We start from the raw sequence: 18,927 nt of genomic DNA on the forward strand, positions 1-18,927 counted from the left end.
ATGAACCTGGCCGAACTGCGCGCCCGGCTCGACGCGATCAACACCGAGCGGCGCGAGATCCACACCGAGGCCGGCGCCGCCGACCTCACCGCCGACCAGCAGACCCGCTGGGACGCGCTGGACACCGAAGAGACCCAGGTCCGCGAGCAGATCACCCAGGCCGAGGAGAACGACGCCGAGACCCGCGCGGCCCGCGTTGCCGAGTCCCGGGCCCGCTGGGGAGCGACCCAGGTCCGCACCGGCCGCGACCCGTTCGACCCCGGCAACGGCGCCCGGGCCAGCCGCCAGGCCCTGGTCGAGTCCGTCATCCGCGCGAACGAGCACCGCGGCATCGACGCCGAGAATGAGCGGCACTTCGAGGCCCTGCTTCACCGCTACTCCAAGAAGGTCGGCGGCCGCGCCTGGGCACAGCAGCTGCTCGCCCGCTCCCGCCCGGAGTACGAGTCGGGTTTCTGCAAGGTCATGCTCGGCCGGTCCGAGCTGCTGGACGACGCCGAGCGTCGCGCGCTGTCCGCCGTGATGCTCTCCCAGGACGACGCCGAGGAGCGCACCGCGATCAGCGTCGGCTCGAACACCAACGGCGGGTACCTGCTCCCGACCCACCTCGACCCGACCCTGATCCTGACCAACAACGGCGCCAGCAACGAGATCCGCCAGGTCGCGAAGGTCGTCGAGCTGAAGCAGGGCTACACCGCCTGGCACGGCGTCACCACCGCCGGCGTGACCGCGTCGTGGGATGGCGAGCTGGTCGAGGTCTCCGACGACACCCCGACCGTCGGCAGCGTGACGATCCCGACGAACTTCGCTCAGGCCCTGGTCCAGGCGTCGATCGCCGCGTTCGAGGACATCTCGAACCTGGAGCAGGACGTCATGATGCTGTTCGCGGACGCCCGCGACCGGCTGGAAGCGGCCGCGTTCGCCACCGGCAGCGGCAGCGGCCAGCCGAAGGGCATCTTCACCGCGTGCGCCGCGTCCAGCGGCGTCCAGGTCGTCTCGACCACCGCGGCGACGATCGGCGAGGTCGACATCCACGCCGTCTACCGGGCCCTGCCGAAGCGCTTCCGGCGCCGGGGCAAGTGGCTGACGAACCCGCTCTACGCCTCGGCCGTCAAGCGCCTCGGCACCGCGGTCAGCTCTTCCTACTCCGGCGACCTGCGCGACCCGCTGGCCACGGTGTGGCTGAACCACGAGGTCATCGAGTCCGACGACGCCCCGTCGACCCAGACGACCACGGCCAAGGACGACGAGATCGTCTTCGGTGACTTCCAGAACTACGTCGTCGTCGACAAGCCCGGCGGCATGTCCGTCGAGTTCATCCCGCACCTGTTCAACACGGCGAACAACCTGCCGGACGGCCGCCGCGGCTACTACGCGTACTGGCGGACCGGCGGCGACGTCGCCAACCTCAACGCGTTCCGCGAGCTGGTCGACAAGACCTCCGCGTAACCCGCCGGCCGCCCCTGGGCGGCCCCTGAACCGGACCGGCCGGGGGCACCTTGCAGGGCACCCCGGCCGGTCCGTATGCCCTGCAAACTCTGCCCTGCAAGTGAGGAAGTCCGACCCGATGGACAAGAAGATCCTGCGAGTCAAGCCGAACAACGGCGACGGACGATCCGCGGTCTACGTCGAGGAGCTGGGCGCGCACGTCGTGCCCGACCCCGCCGTGGGGTACGCCGAGGACGACCCGATCGTCCGCGCCCACCCGTGGCTGTTCGTCAGCGACGAGGACACCGACACGACCCGGCAGCCTCCCCCGGAGTCCGTCCGGATCGAATCGGCTACTCGAGCACCTGGTGAGCAGCGCCGCTCGACCCGGCGCCCGTGACCGCGAACCGTACTGGCCGCTGCGCCTGCCCCGAGCAGGCCGCCGGCCGCCACGTCGGGGGATGCCTCGCCGTGGCGGCCGGCTCAGCAGTCGTCGGGTTCCTCGACGCCGGCCACTGGTCGGCCTGCTTCGGCCTGTCCTACCGCGACCTGCACCTGTTCGACGCGTTCGGCCAGCAGCGCATCGCCCGATCCGGCCGCGGCGAGATCCGCGCGCTGACCGGCTCCGGCGGGATCCCCCAGAACCGGAACAAGGTCGTCCGCGGATTCCTGAACGACACCCGCGGCGAGTGGCTGCTGTTCATCGACACGGACATGGGTTTCGAGCGCGACACCCTGGAACGGCTGATTGCCGCGGCGGACCCGTCGGCCCGTCCCGTCGTCGGCGGCCTGTGTTTCGCCGGAGCGCGAGCCCGGACCGGCAACGGCGCGACCCCGCTCTACGCCGAGCGATTCAAGATCATCCCGACCGTCTATGAGTACGTCGAGCAGGCCGACGAGATCGGCTTCCGGCCGATCCTCGACTACCCGCGCGACCAGGTCATGGAGGTCGCCGGGACCGGCGCCGCGTGCCTGCTCATGCACCGCTCGGCCCTGGAGACCGTCCGGGCCCAGCTCGGAGAGGTCTGGTTCGACCCGGCCCAGCACCCGAGCGCGCTCAACGGCGCCCCGCGCTGGTTCTCCGAAGATCTGTCGTTCTGCGTCCGGCTGGCCGCGTGCGGCATACCCGTCCACGTGGACACCTCGGTCAAGACCACCCACGAAAAAGGAATGGCGTTCCTCGATGAGGACGCGTTCGACGAACAGCTGGCGCTTGCCCGGCTGCACAAGGAGATGGAGAAGGTCTGATGGCTACTGGCGCGTATCCGACCTCGGTCAACGTCGTGACGAATGAGCTGGGATACGACGCCTCGGTTCTCCAGCCCGGGGACACCGTGCTCCAGGCCCTGGCGGACGCGAAAGGCGACCTGGTCGTGGCGACCGGCGCCGACGCGTTCACCCGCCTCCCGGCCGGGACGAACGGCCACGTCCTGAAGGCCGCCAGCGGCCAGTCGACCGGCCTGCAATGGGCGGCCCAGACCGACACGACCACGCTCCCCAACACCAGCGGCACCGCGTCCGCCGGGACGTCCCTGCTGGGCGCCCCGGCGGACCACGTGCACCCGGCGTCCGCGTTCGGCGCCGGAGATCACGGCCTACTCGGCTGGAACTTCGACCCGGCGCTGTCCATCGGCTCGACCATCCTGGGCGCGAACGGCACGCTCTACCTGGCCCGGATCAAGGTCCCCAAGGCGATCACCGTCACGAACCTGCACGTGCACTGCACATCCGTTGGTGCCACGCTGACCACCGGCCGAAATTTCGCCGCGCTGTTCACCGCGGCCGGCGCCCGGGTCGCCTCGACCGTCGACCAGTCGACCGCCTGGACGTCGCTCGGACTCCAGACGATGGCGCTGACCTCGGCTCAGGCGATCGCCGCCGGGGACTACTACGTCGGTTTCTACGGCAACGGGTCGACCCTGCCGACGTTCGCCCGCGGGACCAGCCTCTCGGCCGCGAACACCGGCCTGGCCGCGCCGAACTTCCGGTTCGCCTCGGCCGACACCGGCCTCACGACCGCGATGCCGTCCAACATCGGCGCCCAGACCGCGCTGTCCGTGGCGTACTGGGTCGGCCTGTCCTAGATCACACGCGCGGCCCGCTGTGCGCAAATCTCAGCCACTTTCACGGCCTCCCGAGGGGTACGGCCACCACGCGAAGGGAGCGCCGCTGTGACGGTTGTGAACGGCAAGCTGGTCACGCCGGTCGGGACGTTCCCGACGAACGGGACCGTGACGATCCAGCTGGTCGACTACGAAGACACCCCCGTCATCGGTTTCAACACCGCCGGGGACACCGAGGTCATCTCGACCTCGGTCGTCACCCCGTCCAGCTCCGGCACCTGGACGGCGAACCTGGTCGGCCAGGGCTCGATCGAGCTCGCGAACGGCGACTCAGCCACCGTCTACCGGGTCACCGAGTCCGGCGCCGGAGTGACGTACAGCTATCACATCGTCGTGCCGACATCGGACGATCCGGTCTGGGCCGGCGACTGCCGCGCCGACGTCGGCGAGGGCTCGATCACATACTTCGGAACCACGCTCTGGGCCGTCGCCACGTTCACCGGCGCCGAGGCCAGTACGAGCCTGATCGACGTCCCGGTCCCGATCATGTTCCCCCCGTCGGACATGGTCATCACCGCGGTCAAGGCGTCCCGGGTCGGCGGCACCGGCGCCACGATCAACGTCTTCAACGGCGACGACGCCGTCCTGAACATCGACCTGTCGATCACCAGCGAGGGCGCCCCGATCTCCGCCCCGGCGCTCCAGAACGTCGAGATCGCCGCGAATACGCCGCTGTCGGCTCAGGTCATGTCGTCCGGCGGCGCCCCGGACGCTGTCTGCGTCCAGGTCGAGCTGAGGATGGCCTGACATGCCTCTCCACACCATGACCCAGGCCCGGCCGGTCTGGCGGCCGCCGGCTACCTCGGACTGGACCGTCGAGCGGCTGACCGGCCCGAACCGGCTGATCGTCCGCGACCGCCGCGGCGTCCTGGCGACGCTGACCGAGAACGCCCGGACCGTGACCTACCGGAACCGGACCCGGACGTTCCTGGAGCAGAAAGAAGCGTTCACCGACGAGTTCCGGCGCACCTGGAACAACGGATTCGGATCGTCGCCCGGCGGCGGGAACTGGACCACCGCGAACGGCGCCGATTCGGACTACTCCGTCGCCCTGGTGAGCGATGAGGGCCGGGCCCGGATCCGGCTGTCCAGCATCGACAGCAGCCGCTACGCGACGATCCTGGACACCCTGAAGACCGTCGACGCCCGCGCCCAGGTCACCACCTCGGCAACCCCGGTCGGCGACTTCAGCTCGATCGCGCTGCTGTTCGCCTACGAGCACACCGGGGAAGGCGTCCAGAACCACAACCGCGCCAAGCTGACGTTTAACACCGACGGCACGGTGTTCGCCCAGCTGACCCGCCGGACCAATGGCGTCGAGTACCCGCTGACCTCGGCCGTCCAGATCGCCACCGGCTACACCGCCGGCCAACGGTTCTGGATCCGCGCGACCACCGACGGCGCCGGACATCATGCGATGTACGCGTGGCGCTCCGGCACCACGGAACCGGCCAGCCCGACCTGTTCGGCCACGGACACCTTCAACACGATCGGCCGGGTCGGCTTCCGCGCGATCGTCGGCGACACCTGGACCGGCGGCACGTCCACATTCGCGGACATCTACAGCCTGTCCGTCGTCGCGACCTGGCCGGCGCCCCCGGTCGTCACCCATGACACCTGGGGCCGTCTGCTCCCGGCGCCGTTCGACGGGACCTGGTCCAGGCGTACGCGGAACCTGCTGCGCCGCTGGACCGTCGACACGTCGCCGGACATCCTCAGCTACGCCATGGCGTACGTGTCCGGCGCCCTGGTCGTCCTCAACGCCGCCGGTACGAAGTGGTACACCGGCGCCGCCGGCTACGGCCCGCTGGACGAGTTCGGCAAGCGCATCGAGGGCGCCGACGCATTCGACTACGACGGGACCGACGTCACCTGGCCCGGCGACGACCCGGACGACCCGGCCGAACCCGCCGAGCTGCACTGCCTCGACTGCTCCGGCCTGGTCCGCCGCGTGTTCGGCTTCCACCTCGGAATGCCGCTGGTCCGCAACGACCCGACGACGTTCGACGGTCTGTCCATCCCTCGCCGGACAGCCGACATCGGCCCCCGCGGGCCCGGCCAGATCATCACCCAGGCCGTCGGCACGAAACCGACGCTCGGCCTGGAGCTGCCCTGTGACGTGATCTTCCACGACGCCGATCAGAGCGACCCCGAAGAGGGAACGATCGACCACGACGGGATCATCATCGGCACCGACGCGACCGGCGTGATCCGGTTCATCTCCAGCCGCAAGACGATCAACGGGCCGACGTTCTCCGACCTCGGCGGCCGGTCCGCGGTCAACGGCACAGGCACCTACCCGAACCGGCTACGCATCATCCGGAGGTTCTGAATGTCGTCGATCGTCCGCGGCACCTCGGCGACGCTGGAGTCCCGTTTCTACAGCTACTCGACGTCCGAGCTGGAGGACGTCACCGGCCTCACGGTGAAGGTCACCCGCACCTCGGATAACACGGTCGTCCAGGCCGCGACGTCCGCCGGGATCACGCACCCGTCGACCGGGACCTACCTGTTCGCCTGGTCGACGGACCCGGGGATGCAGCTCGGCGACTACCTGGTGTTCTGGCAGGGCACCGACGGCACCGCGACCCAGGCCGAATACACCGAGGTCGTTTCCCTGGTCGACGAGGACTCGACCACGCTCTACGCGTCGCTGGAGCAGTTCAAGGCGATCCGGCGGATCACGCACACCGACGACGACCTGGACCTGGAAGCGTGCCTCGCCGCGGCCTGCCGCCAGATCGACCAGAAGGCCGGACGCCGGTTCTACCGGGACTCGGCCGTCTCCGCCCGGATCTACGGCACGACCGGCCGGGTCACCCGGGACGGCCGGCTCATGGTCGACGACATCGGCAGCACGGACGGCCTGGTCGTCGAGACCGGCGCCGACCCCAGCTGGTCGACGGCCAGCGGCACGATCGGGAAGAGCCCGGACAACGCGATCGCCCGCGGCGTCCCGATCACCTCGCTGACCATCGGATCCGGCTGGTGGACCTCCCAGGTCCGCATCACCGCCCAGTGGGGATGGCCGGCTGTCCCGGACGACATCAGCCGCGCGGCGCTGATCCTGGCGAACCGGCTCTACATGCGCAAGGACAGCCCCCAGGGCGTGGCCGGTAGCGCCGAATGGGGAGCGATCCGGCTGTCCCGCTGGGATCCCGACGTCGAGGCCCTGATCAGCCCCTACACCCTGCATTCGTTCGCGTGAGGAGCGCTGACCGATGGATCTGACCGCTGTCCGCGAGGGCCTGGCCGACGTCGTCCGCGCGGCACTGCCCGAGCTGACCTGCTACGGCGACGTCCCCGACTCGATCAGCGAACCGGCCTTTCTCGCCGGAGAGGTCGACATCACGTACGACACGACGTTCGGGGACGACGACGAGATCACCGCCACGTGCCGCGTGCTGGTGTCCCGCTCGGACGACAAGGCCGGCCAGAAGCTGCTGAACGCCTATCTCAGCCGCGGCCCGAAGAGCATCAAACGAGCGATCGAGGGCACGCCCGGCGAGGCCCAGACCCTGGGCGGCGCGTGCGACGACCTTCACGTCCAGCGCATCCGGGGATATCGCTACTACCCGCACGGCGACGCGACGTACCTCGGCGCTGAGTTCGTAGTCAAGGTCATCGGCGGATCGGAAGAGGGGTAGGGCATGAGCAAGTTCGTACTCAAGGGCACGCGCCTTTTCGTGAACGCCGTCGATCTGACGTCGGTCAATAACAAGGTCGAGCTGATGGCCGAGGTCGACGAGCAGGAGTCGACCGCGTTCAACCCGGATTCAGCGACCGAGGTCTGGCGCGAAGTGCTCGGCGGGATCATCTCGTCCAAGTGCTCGGCCGAAGGCCAATGGGAGGCCGGCGACCCGGGCAAGGTCGACGATGCGGCCTGGGCGGCGCTCGGCGCGATCGGCCCGGTCACGATCTGCCCAGTCGGCGGCCCGGTCGCCGCTGGCGACCTGGCGTACCTGACGACCATGCTCGCCGGGGACTACCAGATCGGCGACCAGGTCGGCAACGTCGCCCCCTGGTCGCTGGACGCCACCGGATCGTCGCCGCTGGTCCGCGGCGCCGCGCTGCACCCGCCCGGCACCGCCAGGACGTCGACGGGCAACGGCACGGCCGTCCAGCTCGGCGCCCTGGCCGCCGATCAAGCGCTGTACGTGAACCTGCACGTCCTGTCCGCGTCCGGCACCACGCCGAGCATCACGGTCAAGGTCCAGTCCGACGACAACAGCGGCATGACCTCGCCGACCGACCGCGCGACGTTCACCGCGGCGACCACCCGCGACGCCCAGACCGCGAAGATCGTCGGCGCGATCACCGACGACTACTGGCGGATCGCCTGGACGATCTCCGGCACCGGCCCGAGTTTCCTGGTCATTGTGTCCGCCGGAATCGGCCCGGCCTGACGTGGCCGGCCGAAAGCGCCCCGACTGGCGTCGAGCCCGCACGATCGGCGCCTGGATCCTGCTGGTCGGCTCGATCATCGGCTGGCCCGTCTCCGCCGTGCTCTGGGCCCAGGACGAACCACCGTTCGTGCTCGGCCTGTCCTGGCTGGCAATCATCCTGACCGCCGCCGACCTGCTCGCGACCTCCCAGGTCCACGAGGAGCAGGCCGACGCCGGCTGAGTAACACCGCACCGCGTCCCGTCCGCCGCCCGGCGTCCGGGCAGTTCGTCATGCCCGAAGGAGGGCCCCGAAATGGCCAAGCGCGTACTCAAAGACTGCTACGTCTCGATCGACAGCAACCTGATCCACGGCTACTGCTCCAAGCTGGCCCTGAAGATCGAGGTCGACGAGCAGGAAGTGACCACGTTCGGATCGCTCGGCTGGAAGGAAGTCCTCGGCGGCATCCAGTCCGGCGGCCTCGACCTGGACCTGAAGCAGGACGCAGCCGCGGCCGCGCTCGACGCGATCATGTTCCCGCTGATCGGCACGGTCGTCCCGTTCGAGGTCCGGATCTCCCAGGCGTCGGTCGGCACCTCGAACCCGAAGTTCACGGGGAACGTGCTGATCAAGGAATGGACGCCGATCTCCGGCGGCGTCGGCGACGTCGCCGAGGTCTCCGTCTCGTTCCCGACCTCCGGCGCCGTGACCCGCGCCACGTCATGATCGAGATGGAGGTGGACGCCTCCGCCCTGAAGGCCCTCGGCGCCGCCCTGGGCGCCGAGGCCGACGGGAAGAAGCTGCGCCGCGACCTGGCGAAGGAGATGCGCGGCGCGCTCCAGCCCGCGGCCGCGGCCGCCAAGTCCAGCATCATGTCGATGGCGTCGTCCGGCCTCTACTCGACCGGGACTCCGCTGCGCGCCACGATCGCCCGCGGCGTCAAGGCCGAGGCCCGCCTCACCGGCCGTTCGACCGGCGCCCGGGTCAAGGCCACCAAGAAGGGGATGCCGCGCGAGTTCGCCAACGCGCCGAAGCGCACCAACAGCGCGAAGGGCTGGCGCCGCCGGGTCTTCCGTAGCGACACCTGGGTGGCCCAGATGGGTCGCCCCGACTGGTTCGACCAGCCCATGGAGCAGAGCGCCCCCGAGGCCCGCGCGGCCGTCGTGCGCGCCATGGGCGCCGCCGCCCGACGGATCACGAGGAGAGTCTGATGTTCGTCACGTACAGCCCGGAGGACGGCGACCAGCAGCGCTGGGAGTTCAACCCGGACCGCGTCCGGCAGTCCAAGGCCGAGATGATCGAGAAGCGCTACGGCGCCAACTGGGACCAGTTCCGGGCCGGCGTCCAGTCCGGCGACAGCCGCGCCCGGCGCGTGCTGCTGTGGCACCTGATGAGCATGGAACACCCCGCGATGCGGATCGAGGACGTTCCCGATTTCTGCATGGGTGAGCTGAAGGTCGAGCACTCCCGCGGAGAGCTGGTGATGCTGCGCGACCGGCTGGCCAAGGCGAACATTCCCGAGTCGGACCGCGAGCAGATGCTGACCGCCCTGGACATCGAGATCACGGACGCAATGGCGAGCGAGGCCGACGAGGGAAAAGCGACCTCGAACAGCGCCGACTGACCCGGCTCGGCCTGTTCGCGCATTACCTCGGAATCCGCCCCTGGGAAATCGAACAGCTGACCGTCGAGGAGTTCGACCAGCTGTGCGAGTTCGTCGACCAGGCGAATAAGAAACCAGACAAAGACGAATGACCGGCGAAAGGGGGCGGCCGCATGTCGAGCGATACCAGCCTGGTTTTCAACATTCTCGCCAAGGACAAGGCGAGTAAGACGTTCGACAAAATCAAGGGAGCGGCCGCCGTGGCCGGCGTCGCAATCGGCGCCGCGCTCACGGCCGGCGTCGCCCAGATGCTGGAGCAGTCGAAAACCTCGGCCCTGCTGGAAGCCCAGCTCGGCGCCGGAACACCCGCGGCCGCCCAGGCCGGTAAGGCCGCCGGGGACGTCTACGCCAGCGGCGTCGTCGGCTCGATCGAGGAAGCGAACGCCGCGGTCAAGGCCGCGCTACAGAACGCGCTGGTCCCGCCCGACGCGTCCTCGGCCCAGATCGACGCCGTCGCCTCGAAAATCACCAACCTGGGCGCCGAGATGGAAGAGGACGCCGGACGGGTCTCAGCGGCCGTCTCGCAGATGATCCGGACCGGCCTGGTCCAGTCTGCCGAGGAAGGCTTCGACCTGCTCCAGAAGGGCGTAGAGGGCGGCGTCAACAAGTCACAGGACCTGCTCGACACGTTCAATGAGTACGGCACTCAGTTCCGGGCCCTGGGCATCAGCGGGCCCCAGGCAATGGGCCTGCTGTCGCAGTCGCTCAAGGCTGGAGCTCGCGACTCCGACGTGGCCGCGGACGCGCTGAAAGAGTTCGTCCTGATCGGCGCGAGCGGAAGCGCCAAGGCCGCGGCCGGATTCAAGGCCCTGGGCCTGGACGCGAAGCAGATGACCTCGGACATCGCCAAGGGCGGCCCGACCGCCTCGGCCGCCCTGGGGACCGTCCTCGACAAGCTCCGCGCCATGCCGCCCAGCGCCCAGAAGACCGCCGCGGCGACCGCGCTGTTCGGCACCAAGTCCGAGGATCTCCAGGCCGCGCTGAACGGGATGGACCTGTCCAAGGCGTCGACGGAGATGGGCAACGTGGCCGGCGCCGCGGACCGTGCCGGGAACGCGCTCGAGGAATCCGCCGGCGCCAAGCTCGACGCGTTCAAGCGCCGCGCCCAGGGCGCCCTGATCGACGTGCTGGCCCAGGCCGTCCCGTACGTCGAGGCGACGTTTGGCTGGCTGTCGCGTAACAGTTCCTGGGTCGTGCCGCTGGCGACCGGCCTGGGCATCCTGGCCGGAGTGATCTACGCGATCACGACCGCGATGAAGGTCTGGACCGCCGTCCAGACCGTCCTGAACCTGGCGCTCTGGACGTCGCCTATCACATGGATCGTCCTGGCGATCATCGCCCTGGTCGCAATCGTCGTCCTGCTCGCCACGAAAACCCGGTTCTTCCAGACGATCTGGGCCGGAGTGTGGGGATTCCTGAAGGCCGTCGGAGCCTGGTTCGCTGGGCCGTTCGCCGGATTCTTCGTGTCCACCTGGCAGAAGATCACCTCGGCCGCGTCGACCGCCTGGACGTGGATCCGTACGAAAATCGCCGGATTCGTTTCCTGGGTCGGCGCTATCCCAGGCCGCATTTCCTCGTTGTTCTCGAATGGCTGGAATGCGATCCGCAATAAAGCGGCCTCCGCATTCGATTCCGTCCGGAATAAGGTCACCAGTTGGTATAACTGGATCGTCGGCATTCCGGGGAGAGTGAGCGCGAAACTGCGCTCTACGTTCGACGGTTTGGCCAGCAGCGCGCGAAGCGCGTTCAACTCCGTCGCCGGATTCTGGAACCGCACGGTCGGAAGCCTGGGTTTCCAGGCCCCGAGCTGGGTTCCCGGGATGGGCGGCAAGGGCTGGTCCGTGCCCGACATCCCGTACCTGGCGAACGGCGGCACGATCACCGGGGCCGGCCTGGCCATGGTCGGCGAGCGCGGCCCCGAGCTGCTGTCGCTCAACCGCGGCGCCCAGGTGACGCCGCTCAACCGGGCCGGCGCTGGCGGCGGCCGGTTCGTCCTGGAGATCGACGTCACCGGCCAGGACGCCGAAATGGTCCGCTGGCTGCGCAAGCTGATGCGTACGGCGAATCTCCTGCAAACCGCATGACGACCAGGGGGTGAACAATGCCGTTCCCGACCAGCCTGCTACCCGTATCGGTCTGGCTTGCTCCCGGCTCGAACCCGGTCGACCCGTCGACCTGGGTCTGGCAGGACATCACCGACGACGTCCGGATCACGGCCGGGATCAGCATCGAGGAAGGCCGGGCCGACGAGGGCAACAAGGTCGACCCGTCCAAATGCACGCTCACCCTCGACAACCGGTCCGGCAACTACAGCCCGCGTAACGCGCTCGGCCAGTGGTACGGCCAGCTGCGCAAGAACACCCCGCTCCAGGTCCGCGTCGACCAGGGCGTGGACACCTTCGGCCGCGAGGTCACGAACGGCTGGGGCACCTCGGACAGCGGCCACGAATGGGAAGTAGGCACCCCGTCGGCCTACCTGGTCGACGGGGCGGCCGGACTGGTCACCCTCGCAACCGACAACCTGGCCACCTACTCCCGGCTGGTCGACGGCGGCGCCCTGGACGTCGACGTCGAGTATGTCGCCTCGATCAACGCCGTCACGACCGGCGCGGCCTGGCGATCGGGCGTACTGGCCCGCTATATCGACAATGACAATCACTACCGGCTGTATACCGTTTTCGATCCGTCCGGAGAGATCTACGTCCGGATCGCCAAGGTGGTCAACGGATCGATCCCTGTGCTGGTGGGAGGCGTTCCGACCGGGGTCACGTACGCCAGCGGAACTAAGATCCGCACACGCGTCCAGGTCTCCGGATCCAGTCTGCGCATCCGCTGCTGGCTCGACGGCACCACCGAGCCCGGCATCTGGAACGCATCGGTCGAGGACTCCGACCTACCCCGCGGATCAGGCGTCGGCTTCTACCAGTCGCGCGTCGAGGGCAATACCAACTCCGGCGCGATGGCCGTCAGCATCGACTACTACCGCGCGGCCGCGCTGCTGTTCACCGGCACCGTTCCCGAGTGGTCCGTCCGCTGGGACAAGTCCGGCAAGAACTGCACTGGGCCGATCGTGGCGTCCGGCATCCTGCGCCGTCTCCAGCAGGGCGCGAGCCCGCTCCGGTCGCCGATCTACCGCCAGCTGACCCGCTACAACCCGACGGCCTACTGGCCGATGGAGGACGGCAACGACGCGACCACCGCGGCGTCGGGCATCACGCGCGGCGTCGCCGCGTCCGGGACCGATGTGTCGTTCGCCGGGGACGACACGCTCCCCGGCGCCGCCACCGCGGCCAAGCTCAACACGGCCGGGACGTCGAGGATCAGCGGCCGGGTCACCAACCCGGCCAACACCCCGAACGGCTACGCCGGCGCCGCCTACTTCAAGCTGGATAGCCTTCCGGTCACCGAGAAACCTCTACTCGAGTTCCGGGGCACCGGCCGGGTCACGCGCTGGGTCATCGGCTGCGCCCCCACGGCATTCACGATCAAGGGATACGACGCAGACGGCGACCAGGTCGACGCGGCCGCCGGCTTCCACACGATCGACCCGACGAAGTGGTTCGCGATGCAGCTGGAGACCCAGGAGGTCGGCGGCACGACCGAATGGGTCCTGATCTGGCACCAGGTCGGCGCGACGATCTTCTACGCGCTCCCCGGGGACTACACCGGCTCGGCGGACAGGATCATTTCGTTCACCGCGTACGCGCCGACTGATAGCACCTCGGTTGCCCACGTGTGGATCGGCGACAACGACCTCCCGTTCGTCGACGGGACGTTCATGAAGATCTCCAACGGGTACAGCGGCGAACTAGCCGCTGACCGGATTGCCCGGTTGTGCGCCGAGGAAGGCGTCCCCGTGCTGGTCGAGGCGGGGGAAACGAAGGCCATGGGACCGCAGAAGGTCGCGAAGTTCCTCGACCTGCTCCGGCTGGCCGAGGACTCCGACGGCGGCATCCTGTTCGAGCGCGGCGCCGGACTCCAGTACCGGCCCGGCCGCGCCCGGCTGAACCCGCCCGTCGACCTGGCGCTGGACTTCGACCTCGGCCACGTCGACGACGCACCGGAACCGACCGACGACGACCAGCAGATGGGCAACGACTGGACCGTGACCCGCGAGGGCGGATCGTCCGCCCGGGTCATCGACCAGGAGCACGTCGACGAGTTCGGCCGCTACGAGCAGTCGATCACGCTGTCCCTGGCCCGTGACCGCGGCCTACGGCACCAGGCGGCCTGGCGCGTGTTCCTCGGCACCTACGACGACATGCGCTGGCCGTCGATCAGTCTCAACCTGGCCCGGAACCCGTTCCTGGTCCCGACCTGGTCGAGCCTGGTGCTCGGCGCCCGCATGACCGTCGACCACCCGCCGGACCAGGTGGCCGGCGTCGACGTCGACGTCCTGGTGGCCGGACGCAAACAGGTACTCAAGCCGAAGCTGTGGACGGCCGAGCTCAACTGCGAGCCCGCCCGCCCCTGGGACGTCGGCACGGTCGTCGAGGGACCAGAGCAGGCCCTGACGACCGGCCGCGTCCAGACGAACGGCTCGACCCTGGCCGCTGACGTCGTGGCCGGCGCCGGATCGTTGTCCGTCGCCTCGACCGGCCGGCTGTGGACGACCAACGCCGATCACTTCCCGCTGACGATCGTCGTCGGCGGCGAACGGATGTCGGTCACCGCGATCAGCGGCCCGGCGTCGCCCCAGACGTTCACCGTGATCCGGAGCCTGAACGACGTCGACAAGGACCACGACGCCGGTACGCCGGTCGAGGTCTACCTACCCATCCGCGTCTGCCTCTGACCGAAAGGAGGGCCTGCCGTGGCGCTCAACGCTGGCCAACCGCTCACCCCGGAAGACCTCGACGACCTGGAAGCGGAAACGCTCACCCTCAGCCCGGCCGCCAGCGGCGGCGCCCTGCACATCACCCTGAACGAGGGCTACCAGCTGTACGCGGACAACCAGTCGACGATCGGCGCCGACAACTCCCGTGTCTGGCTGGCCGGTCCCAACGGCGGAGAGGCCGTCATCGGCCCCCGGGCCGGCGCTTCCTACTTCGACTCGATCCGGCTGCGCACCGACGCCACGACGTCATCGGACGCGAACGCCTACCTCGATTCGTCCAGCCAGCAACTCAAGCGCTCGACGTCGTCCCGCCGGTACAAGACCGACATCAATGACGCCGTGATCGAGCTGGACCTGTTCCGCCAGCTGCGCGTCGTCAGCTTCCAGGACCGGGCCGAGGTCGAGGCCCTGGGCGTCGCGGCCGCCCCGCATCACCTCGGCCTGATCGCCGAGGAAGTGCACGACCTCGGCCTGACCCAGCTGGTCCAGTACCGCGACACCGAGGACGGCCCGGTCCCCGACGGCGTCCAGTACGCACGGCTGACCCTGGGCCTGATCCAGCAGCTGGCCGACGCCGAGCGCCGGATCACCGCACTGGAAGCCCGGCTCGGCGACGCACCGCCCGACGGGTCGGCCGGCTGATGGACTGGGTCGACCAGCTCCCCGCAGGGATACTGCCAAACCTGGGCGCCGGGTCACTGCTGGCGCTGGTCATCCTCGGCATTCTGCGCGGCTGGCTGGTCCCAAAGAAGTCCGTCGACCAGCTGCTGACCGTCCAGGACCAGCGGCTCGCCGAGGCGACCGCCCGCGGCGACGAGTGGAAGGCCGCGGCGACCGCGGCCGCCGAGCGGAACGCCGAGCTGGTCGACCAGCTGGACCAGCTCCAGGAGGTCGGCAAGACCGCGGCCGCGATCCTCGATTCCCTGCGCAGCGCGTCCGCCGGCCCCCGGCAGGGTAGGCGATCGGCATGAGGTGGCCGTGGGAGTGGTGGCGCGATCGCCACGTAGCCGAGCAGCGTGCGCCGAACGTCGGCGACGTCGACCAGGCCGTGGCCGTCCGCGAGAGCGAAGAGCGCGGCCTGGCCGCCGACCGGGCAAGGCGGCCGGACGTCGCCGAGCTGGCCGAGCGGCTTCGGCAGCACCGACAGACCAACCACTTCGCCGAGCTGTTCCTGGGAGGTGAAACCCATTGAAAAACGTCGCTAATGTCATGGTGCTCGCCACCCTGGCTGGCGCCCTGACGTTCGTGATCACCTACGCCCGGTTGGCGCCCTGGCGCTCGACCCCGGTCGGCCGGAACGTGATGTCGCTCATGGCCGTGATCGTCATCGTCTCGACGCTGGCCGCGGCGAACCTGCTGTTCGGCCTCGACTGGCCGTACCGGGACACGATCCGCGCGCTGTCCTGGGGCAGCATCGCCGCGATCATCTGGCGGCGCGTCGCCCTGGTCGTCCGCGCCCAAACTTTGCCCGGCCGCCACGAACAGCGCTCGCTGGTGGCCGTTCGCCCGGTCGTGGCAGCACCGCCGGCCGAGCCCAGCCAGGTCGCCGCAGACGCCCGGAACCGTGCCTTCCGCACGTTCGTCCAAGGCCTGGGCGTCGACCTTGCCGTGGCCGTCGTCCTGGCGCTCGCGGCGAGCGCCGGAGATCTGGCGTGGACGCGCGCTTACTGGGCCACCGTCGGAACGCTGCTCGCCAAGACCGCACTCACGACCGCCGCCGCGTACGTGATGCGCATCTACGCTCCTCCGGCCCGGTGACCGGGCCGGGGGACCTGCGCTCGGCTGCTGGCCGCGTCGCCCAGCTGGTCGAGGGCCACCAGCTGGGCGAGGCGATCCGCTGCTGGCTGCGCGCGGCCGCCGACGTCGGCGAGCGGCTGGGCCAGGTCGACCCATATGCCGCGCACGTCGCCCGGACCGTCCTGGGATCCGCTCAGCCCGGCTGCTCGGTGGAGAACAGCCCGTTGGAGTGATAGCGGATCAGGACTTTTGAGTCGTCCGGATAGACCATGTATGCGAGCCCGCACATCGTGCCCCGGTGAGGCCAGGTCGCCTGCTGCGCGCACCGCCAGTAGCCGCCGGACCGGATGTGCAGCCCGTCAGCGCTGGTCGGCTGCTGGGTGTACCCGTCGGCATAGTCGGGACGATCCGACCGCGCGGCGTACGCGCCGCCGACTGTCGCCGCGACCGCGAGTAGCCCGGCCAGGCTGCGGAGGACGATTCTCATCAGGGAACCTTTCGGGGAATGCCTCACCCGGGCGCCAGGATCGCCGCCCGCGAAGCTCAGGCCCGCCCGGTAGGCCCCGGACGGCTCACCCCGCTAACGGCGCTCCTGGCCCGCACGCTTCGGCCCTTGGGCCCAGCGTCACGCCGCGGAGCGAAACTCGTCCAGGAACGAGTCGACCACCGCGTTCCCGCGGAACCGCCCGAGCTGGTTACCCAGCAGCCGGATCCGGTCCTCGGCCCGCGCCGAGTTCGCCTGCCGGGACAACCGGAACGCCCGCGACGCCGTCTCCGCCGCCCGGTCGACTTCGTTCGCCTGGATCAGCGATTCGGCCAGCCAGGACAGATACAGCGCTGTTTCCCGGCCCGTGGCGTCGCTGTAGCCGCTGGTCGCCCGTTCCAAGATCGGCACGGCCCGCAACGGCCGATGCAACTGCGTCCACACTCGTCCGGCCATGATCTCGATCTCGCCCTGGTCGAGCCAGTACACCCACACCGGATCGTCCTCCGGTCGCCGCTGGTCGTACTCAGCCTCGACCTGGCCGAGGGCCCGTTCGGCCCCCCGCGCCTCGCCGGTCCGGGCGTACGCCCACGCGACCCGCTCAGCGAGCAGCGCCAGCGTCGTAGCGCTCGCGTGATGCCTCGCTCCCGCGTACGCCGACCGGGCCAGTGTCGGCGCCGTACGCGGATCACCGGTATTGGCCAGCTGGTAGGCCAGGCTCGACAGGTTGTTCGCGGCCCCAGCGACGTCGCCGCCTGCGTTCGCCGCCCGCACACCGGCCAGGTAGACGCGCTCCGCTTCGGCCAGCCGACCAGAGTCCGACAGCACCCATCCGGCGACCTGGCACAGCTCACCGATCGCAACCAGCAGCCGCCGGCCGACGTCCTCGGTATACGCGGCGCCCTTCAGCAGCCCCGCCGTCGCCGTGAGTTCGCGAGTCACCATCACCCAGGTCTCGCCCCCGCCGACGTAATCGTCCAGCACCCGAAGCTGCTGGACACGCCGCTCCACCCGCTCGACGGTTCCGGCTCCGATCCTGCGTCCGGAACGCACCTCGAGGAGCTGGGGCGGCTCGGCGATCAGCCACTGGTGGGCCAGCTCGACCGCGTTCTCTGCGGTCGGCGTCTGCTGCGCGAGCGCGTCGACGAGCCGTTCGGTATCGCACGGCCGCCAAGGACCGCCATCCAGCGGCCACGGCTCAACGCACGCCCGCCGAGCCAGCTCGGCCAGGTGGCCGGCCCCGCCGAGCGCAGCGTCCAGCGCGGCCGCCAGCTGCGGCGTCGGCGTCCGTTTGTCCGCCTCGATCCGCGACAGGTGGCCAGGGTCCACATGGGCCCGCCGAGCGATCTCACGCAGAGATAGACCGGCGCGTAGTCGACGCGCGGCCTGCCCGAACGATTCCACAGACACCCCCTTCCGACGGGGTGTTGCCAGTGTTGCCAGACCGTTGTCGCACCTGCCTGGCAGCACGCCAGTTCTACCAAATCCGCAGCGTGGTGGGAACGCTACTTACATGGAATCCCACCGTCGGCGCAAGATGCCTTTCCGTCGGAACATGTGCACCTGCGGGCGCCTGTGGCCGTGTCAGGAAGCGCACGGCTGGCATGCCGGCGATCCGATTCCCGACGGGCAGTCCGCCAGCAGCCCGCCGTGGAATCAGCCGACGACGGCCCTACGTCCGCTGTCCGATCGTCCGGCCTACCAGGCCGGCCGTCATCGGCGCGGTCCGGAAGTCGAGCCGCAGATTGGTCGGGCCGGAAGGCTGACGCCAGGCCAAGATCACCGAGCCAACCGGGGTCGAGTCTGGTGAGTGCGGAGCACTTACCGAAACGGCCGGCCTGGGACTGTGACGCGTGCGGCCGCCCCTGGCCGTGCGATCCGGCACGGGAGATTTTGGCGGCTGCCTACGCCGGTTTCCCGGCTGGGCTAAGCGACTACCTGCACACCATGTTCGACCTGGCCGCCGACGACCTGGAGACGTCGGGCGGCCCGCCGCCTGATCTCTGGAAGCGGTTCCTGTCCTGGGCAGCGGCGACTGAACGGCCGCCGCGGCAACCCACCGAGCACAAGGAGACCCACCCCAATGTTGAGAAATGACCTTGTAGTCGCATTGAGCACCTTCGACAACGACACAGTCACCGTCGATGTGAATGGCATCCTGGTCGACGTCACCGGTGCTACCTCCGATCGAGGGAGCATCGTCGTTAAACTCGATCCCGAAGAGCTGACCAGCGCGATTAAGCACCACGCTGGCCAGCCCGACAAAGACTAATAG

24 protein-coding genes are annotated in these 18,927 nt (G+C 69.5%); 22 read left to right on the forward strand and 2 right to left on the reverse strand.

Annotated elements, in window-relative coordinates; genetic code table 11:
- The 20 genes from Actob_RS06215 (at position 1) to Actob_RS06310 (ending at position 16,401) form a co-directional block, all read left to right on the forward strand.
- Positions 1-1,446, forward strand: a complete 1,446-nt coding sequence (locus tag Actob_RS06215) for a phage major capsid protein (protein ID WP_284919091.1) — start codon at positions 1-3, stop codon at positions 1,444-1,446.
- 118 nt (positions 1,447-1,564) lie between these two features.
- Positions 1,565-1,825, forward strand: coding sequence for a hypothetical protein (locus tag Actob_RS06220; RefSeq protein WP_284919092.1), 261 nt, complete (start codon positions 1,565-1,567; stop codon positions 1,823-1,825).
- Positions 1,826-1,896: 71 nt separating this feature from the next.
- Entirely contained in the window at positions 1,897-2,673 is a 777-nt protein-coding gene (locus tag Actob_RS06225; protein WP_284919093.1) for a hypothetical protein, read from the forward strand.
- Complete coding sequence (locus tag Actob_RS06230; RefSeq protein ID WP_284919094.1) at positions 2,673-3,509, forward strand: hypothetical protein; 837 nt, start codon at positions 2,673-2,675, stop codon at positions 3,507-3,509. The genes Actob_RS06225 and Actob_RS06230 overlap by 1 nt, the downstream gene beginning before the upstream one ends.
- 87 nt (positions 3,510-3,596) lie before the next feature.
- Positions 3,597-4,295 (forward strand): hypothetical protein, encoded by a 699-nt coding sequence (locus Actob_RS06235; protein ID WP_284919095.1) that lies wholly within the window; start codon positions 3,597-3,599, stop codon positions 4,293-4,295.
- A 1-nt stretch (position 4,296) separates the two neighbouring features.
- Positions 4,297-5,880, forward strand: a complete 1,584-nt coding sequence (locus Actob_RS06240; protein WP_284919096.1) for a hypothetical protein — start codon at positions 4,297-4,299, stop codon at positions 5,878-5,880.
- On the forward strand, positions 5,881-6,756 hold the full coding sequence (locus Actob_RS06245; RefSeq protein WP_284919097.1) for a head-tail connector protein: 876 nt from the start codon (positions 5,881-5,883) through the stop codon (positions 6,754-6,756).
- A gap of 13 nt (positions 6,757-6,769) precedes the next feature.
- Positions 6,770-7,195 (forward strand): hypothetical protein, encoded by a 426-nt coding sequence (locus tag Actob_RS06250; RefSeq protein ID WP_284919098.1) that lies wholly within the window; start codon positions 6,770-6,772, stop codon positions 7,193-7,195.
- A 3-nt stretch (positions 7,196-7,198) separates the two neighbouring features.
- Positions 7,199-7,954: a hypothetical protein gene (locus Actob_RS06255; protein WP_284919099.1), complete on the forward strand. Its 756-nt coding sequence runs from the start codon at positions 7,199-7,201 to the stop codon at positions 7,952-7,954.
- A gap of 1 nt (position 7,955) precedes the next feature.
- The gene (locus Actob_RS06260) at positions 7,956-8,174 is read left to right on the forward strand and encodes a hypothetical protein (RefSeq protein ID WP_284919100.1); all 219 of its coding nucleotides are present in this window, start codon (positions 7,956-7,958) and stop codon (positions 8,172-8,174) included.
- Positions 8,175-8,246: 72 nt separating this feature from the next.
- A complete protein-coding gene (locus tag Actob_RS06265) occupies positions 8,247-8,657 on the forward strand; it encodes a phage tail tube protein (protein WP_284919101.1) in 411 nt (136 codons plus the stop codon).
- Positions 8,654-9,142: a hypothetical protein gene (locus tag Actob_RS06270; RefSeq protein ID WP_284919102.1), complete on the forward strand. Its 489-nt coding sequence runs from the start codon at positions 8,654-8,656 to the stop codon at positions 9,140-9,142. The genes Actob_RS06265 and Actob_RS06270 overlap by 4 nt, the downstream gene beginning before the upstream one ends.
- Complete coding sequence (locus Actob_RS06275) at positions 9,142-9,555, forward strand: hypothetical protein (protein WP_284919103.1); 414 nt, start codon at positions 9,142-9,144, stop codon at positions 9,553-9,555. The genes Actob_RS06270 and Actob_RS06275 overlap by 1 nt, the downstream gene beginning before the upstream one ends.
- A 152-nt stretch (positions 9,556-9,707) precedes the next feature.
- Positions 9,708-11,678 (forward strand): phage tail tape measure protein, encoded by a 1,971-nt coding sequence (locus Actob_RS06280; protein ID WP_284919104.1) that lies wholly within the window; start codon positions 9,708-9,710, stop codon positions 11,676-11,678.
- A 17-nt stretch (positions 11,679-11,695) separates the two neighbouring features.
- A complete protein-coding gene (locus Actob_RS06285; protein WP_284919105.1) occupies positions 11,696-14,389 on the forward strand; it encodes a hypothetical protein in 2,694 nt (897 codons plus the stop codon).
- A gap of 18 nt (positions 14,390-14,407) precedes the next feature.
- Positions 14,408-15,073: a tail fiber domain-containing protein gene (locus Actob_RS06290; protein WP_284919106.1), complete on the forward strand. Its 666-nt coding sequence runs from the start codon at positions 14,408-14,410 to the stop codon at positions 15,071-15,073.
- The gene (locus Actob_RS06295; protein ID WP_284919107.1) at positions 15,073-15,402 is read left to right on the forward strand and encodes a hypothetical protein; all 330 of its coding nucleotides are present in this window, start codon (positions 15,073-15,075) and stop codon (positions 15,400-15,402) included. Before Actob_RS06290 ends, Actob_RS06295 begins: the two co-directional genes overlap by 1 nt.
- Positions 15,399-15,623: a DUF7620 family protein gene (locus Actob_RS06300; protein ID WP_284919108.1), complete on the forward strand. Its 225-nt coding sequence runs from the start codon at positions 15,399-15,401 to the stop codon at positions 15,621-15,623. Before Actob_RS06295 ends, Actob_RS06300 begins: the two co-directional genes overlap by 4 nt.
- Positions 15,620-16,189 carry a putative phage holin gene (locus Actob_RS06305; RefSeq protein WP_284919109.1) on the forward strand — a complete coding sequence of 190 codons (570 nt, stop codon included), beginning with the start codon at positions 15,620-15,622 and terminating at the stop codon, positions 16,187-16,189. The genes Actob_RS06300 and Actob_RS06305 overlap by 4 nt, the downstream gene beginning before the upstream one ends.
- Complete coding sequence (locus Actob_RS06310) at positions 16,186-16,401, forward strand: hypothetical protein (protein ID WP_284919110.1); 216 nt, start codon at positions 16,186-16,188, stop codon at positions 16,399-16,401. Before Actob_RS06305 ends, Actob_RS06310 begins: the two co-directional genes overlap by 4 nt.
- Here the strand turns inward: Actob_RS06310 and Actob_RS06315 are convergent.
- Both Actob_RS06315 and Actob_RS06320 read right to left on the reverse strand, forming a co-directional pair.
- Positions 16,362-16,655, reverse strand: a complete 294-nt coding sequence (locus Actob_RS06315) for a hypothetical protein (RefSeq protein ID WP_284919111.1) — start codon at positions 16,653-16,655, stop codon at positions 16,362-16,364. The two genes, Actob_RS06310 and Actob_RS06315, sit on opposite strands and share 40 nt — an antisense overlap.
- Positions 16,656-16,793: 138 nt before the next feature.
- Positions 16,794-18,056 (reverse strand): helix-turn-helix domain-containing protein, encoded by a 1,263-nt coding sequence (locus Actob_RS06320; RefSeq protein WP_284919112.1) that lies wholly within the window; start codon positions 18,054-18,056, stop codon positions 16,794-16,796.
- A gap of 543 nt (positions 18,057-18,599) precedes the next feature.
- On the opposite strand from Actob_RS06320, the gene Actob_RS06325 reads away from it, so the two are divergent.
- Positions 18,600-18,749 carry a hypothetical protein gene (locus Actob_RS06325; protein ID WP_284919113.1) on the forward strand — a complete coding sequence of 50 codons (150 nt, stop codon included), beginning with the start codon at positions 18,600-18,602 and terminating at the stop codon, positions 18,747-18,749.
- 13 nt (positions 18,750-18,762) lie between these two features.
- Complete coding sequence (locus Actob_RS06330) at positions 18,763-18,924, forward strand: hypothetical protein (RefSeq protein ID WP_284919114.1); 162 nt, start codon at positions 18,763-18,765, stop codon at positions 18,922-18,924.
- Positions 18,925-18,927 lie beyond the last annotated feature (3 nt).

Source organism: Actinoplanes oblitus (assembly GCF_030252345.1).
In the GTDB taxonomy this organism is placed as follows: Bacteria; Actinomycetota; Actinomycetes; order Mycobacteriales; family Micromonosporaceae; genus Actinoplanes; species Actinoplanes oblitus.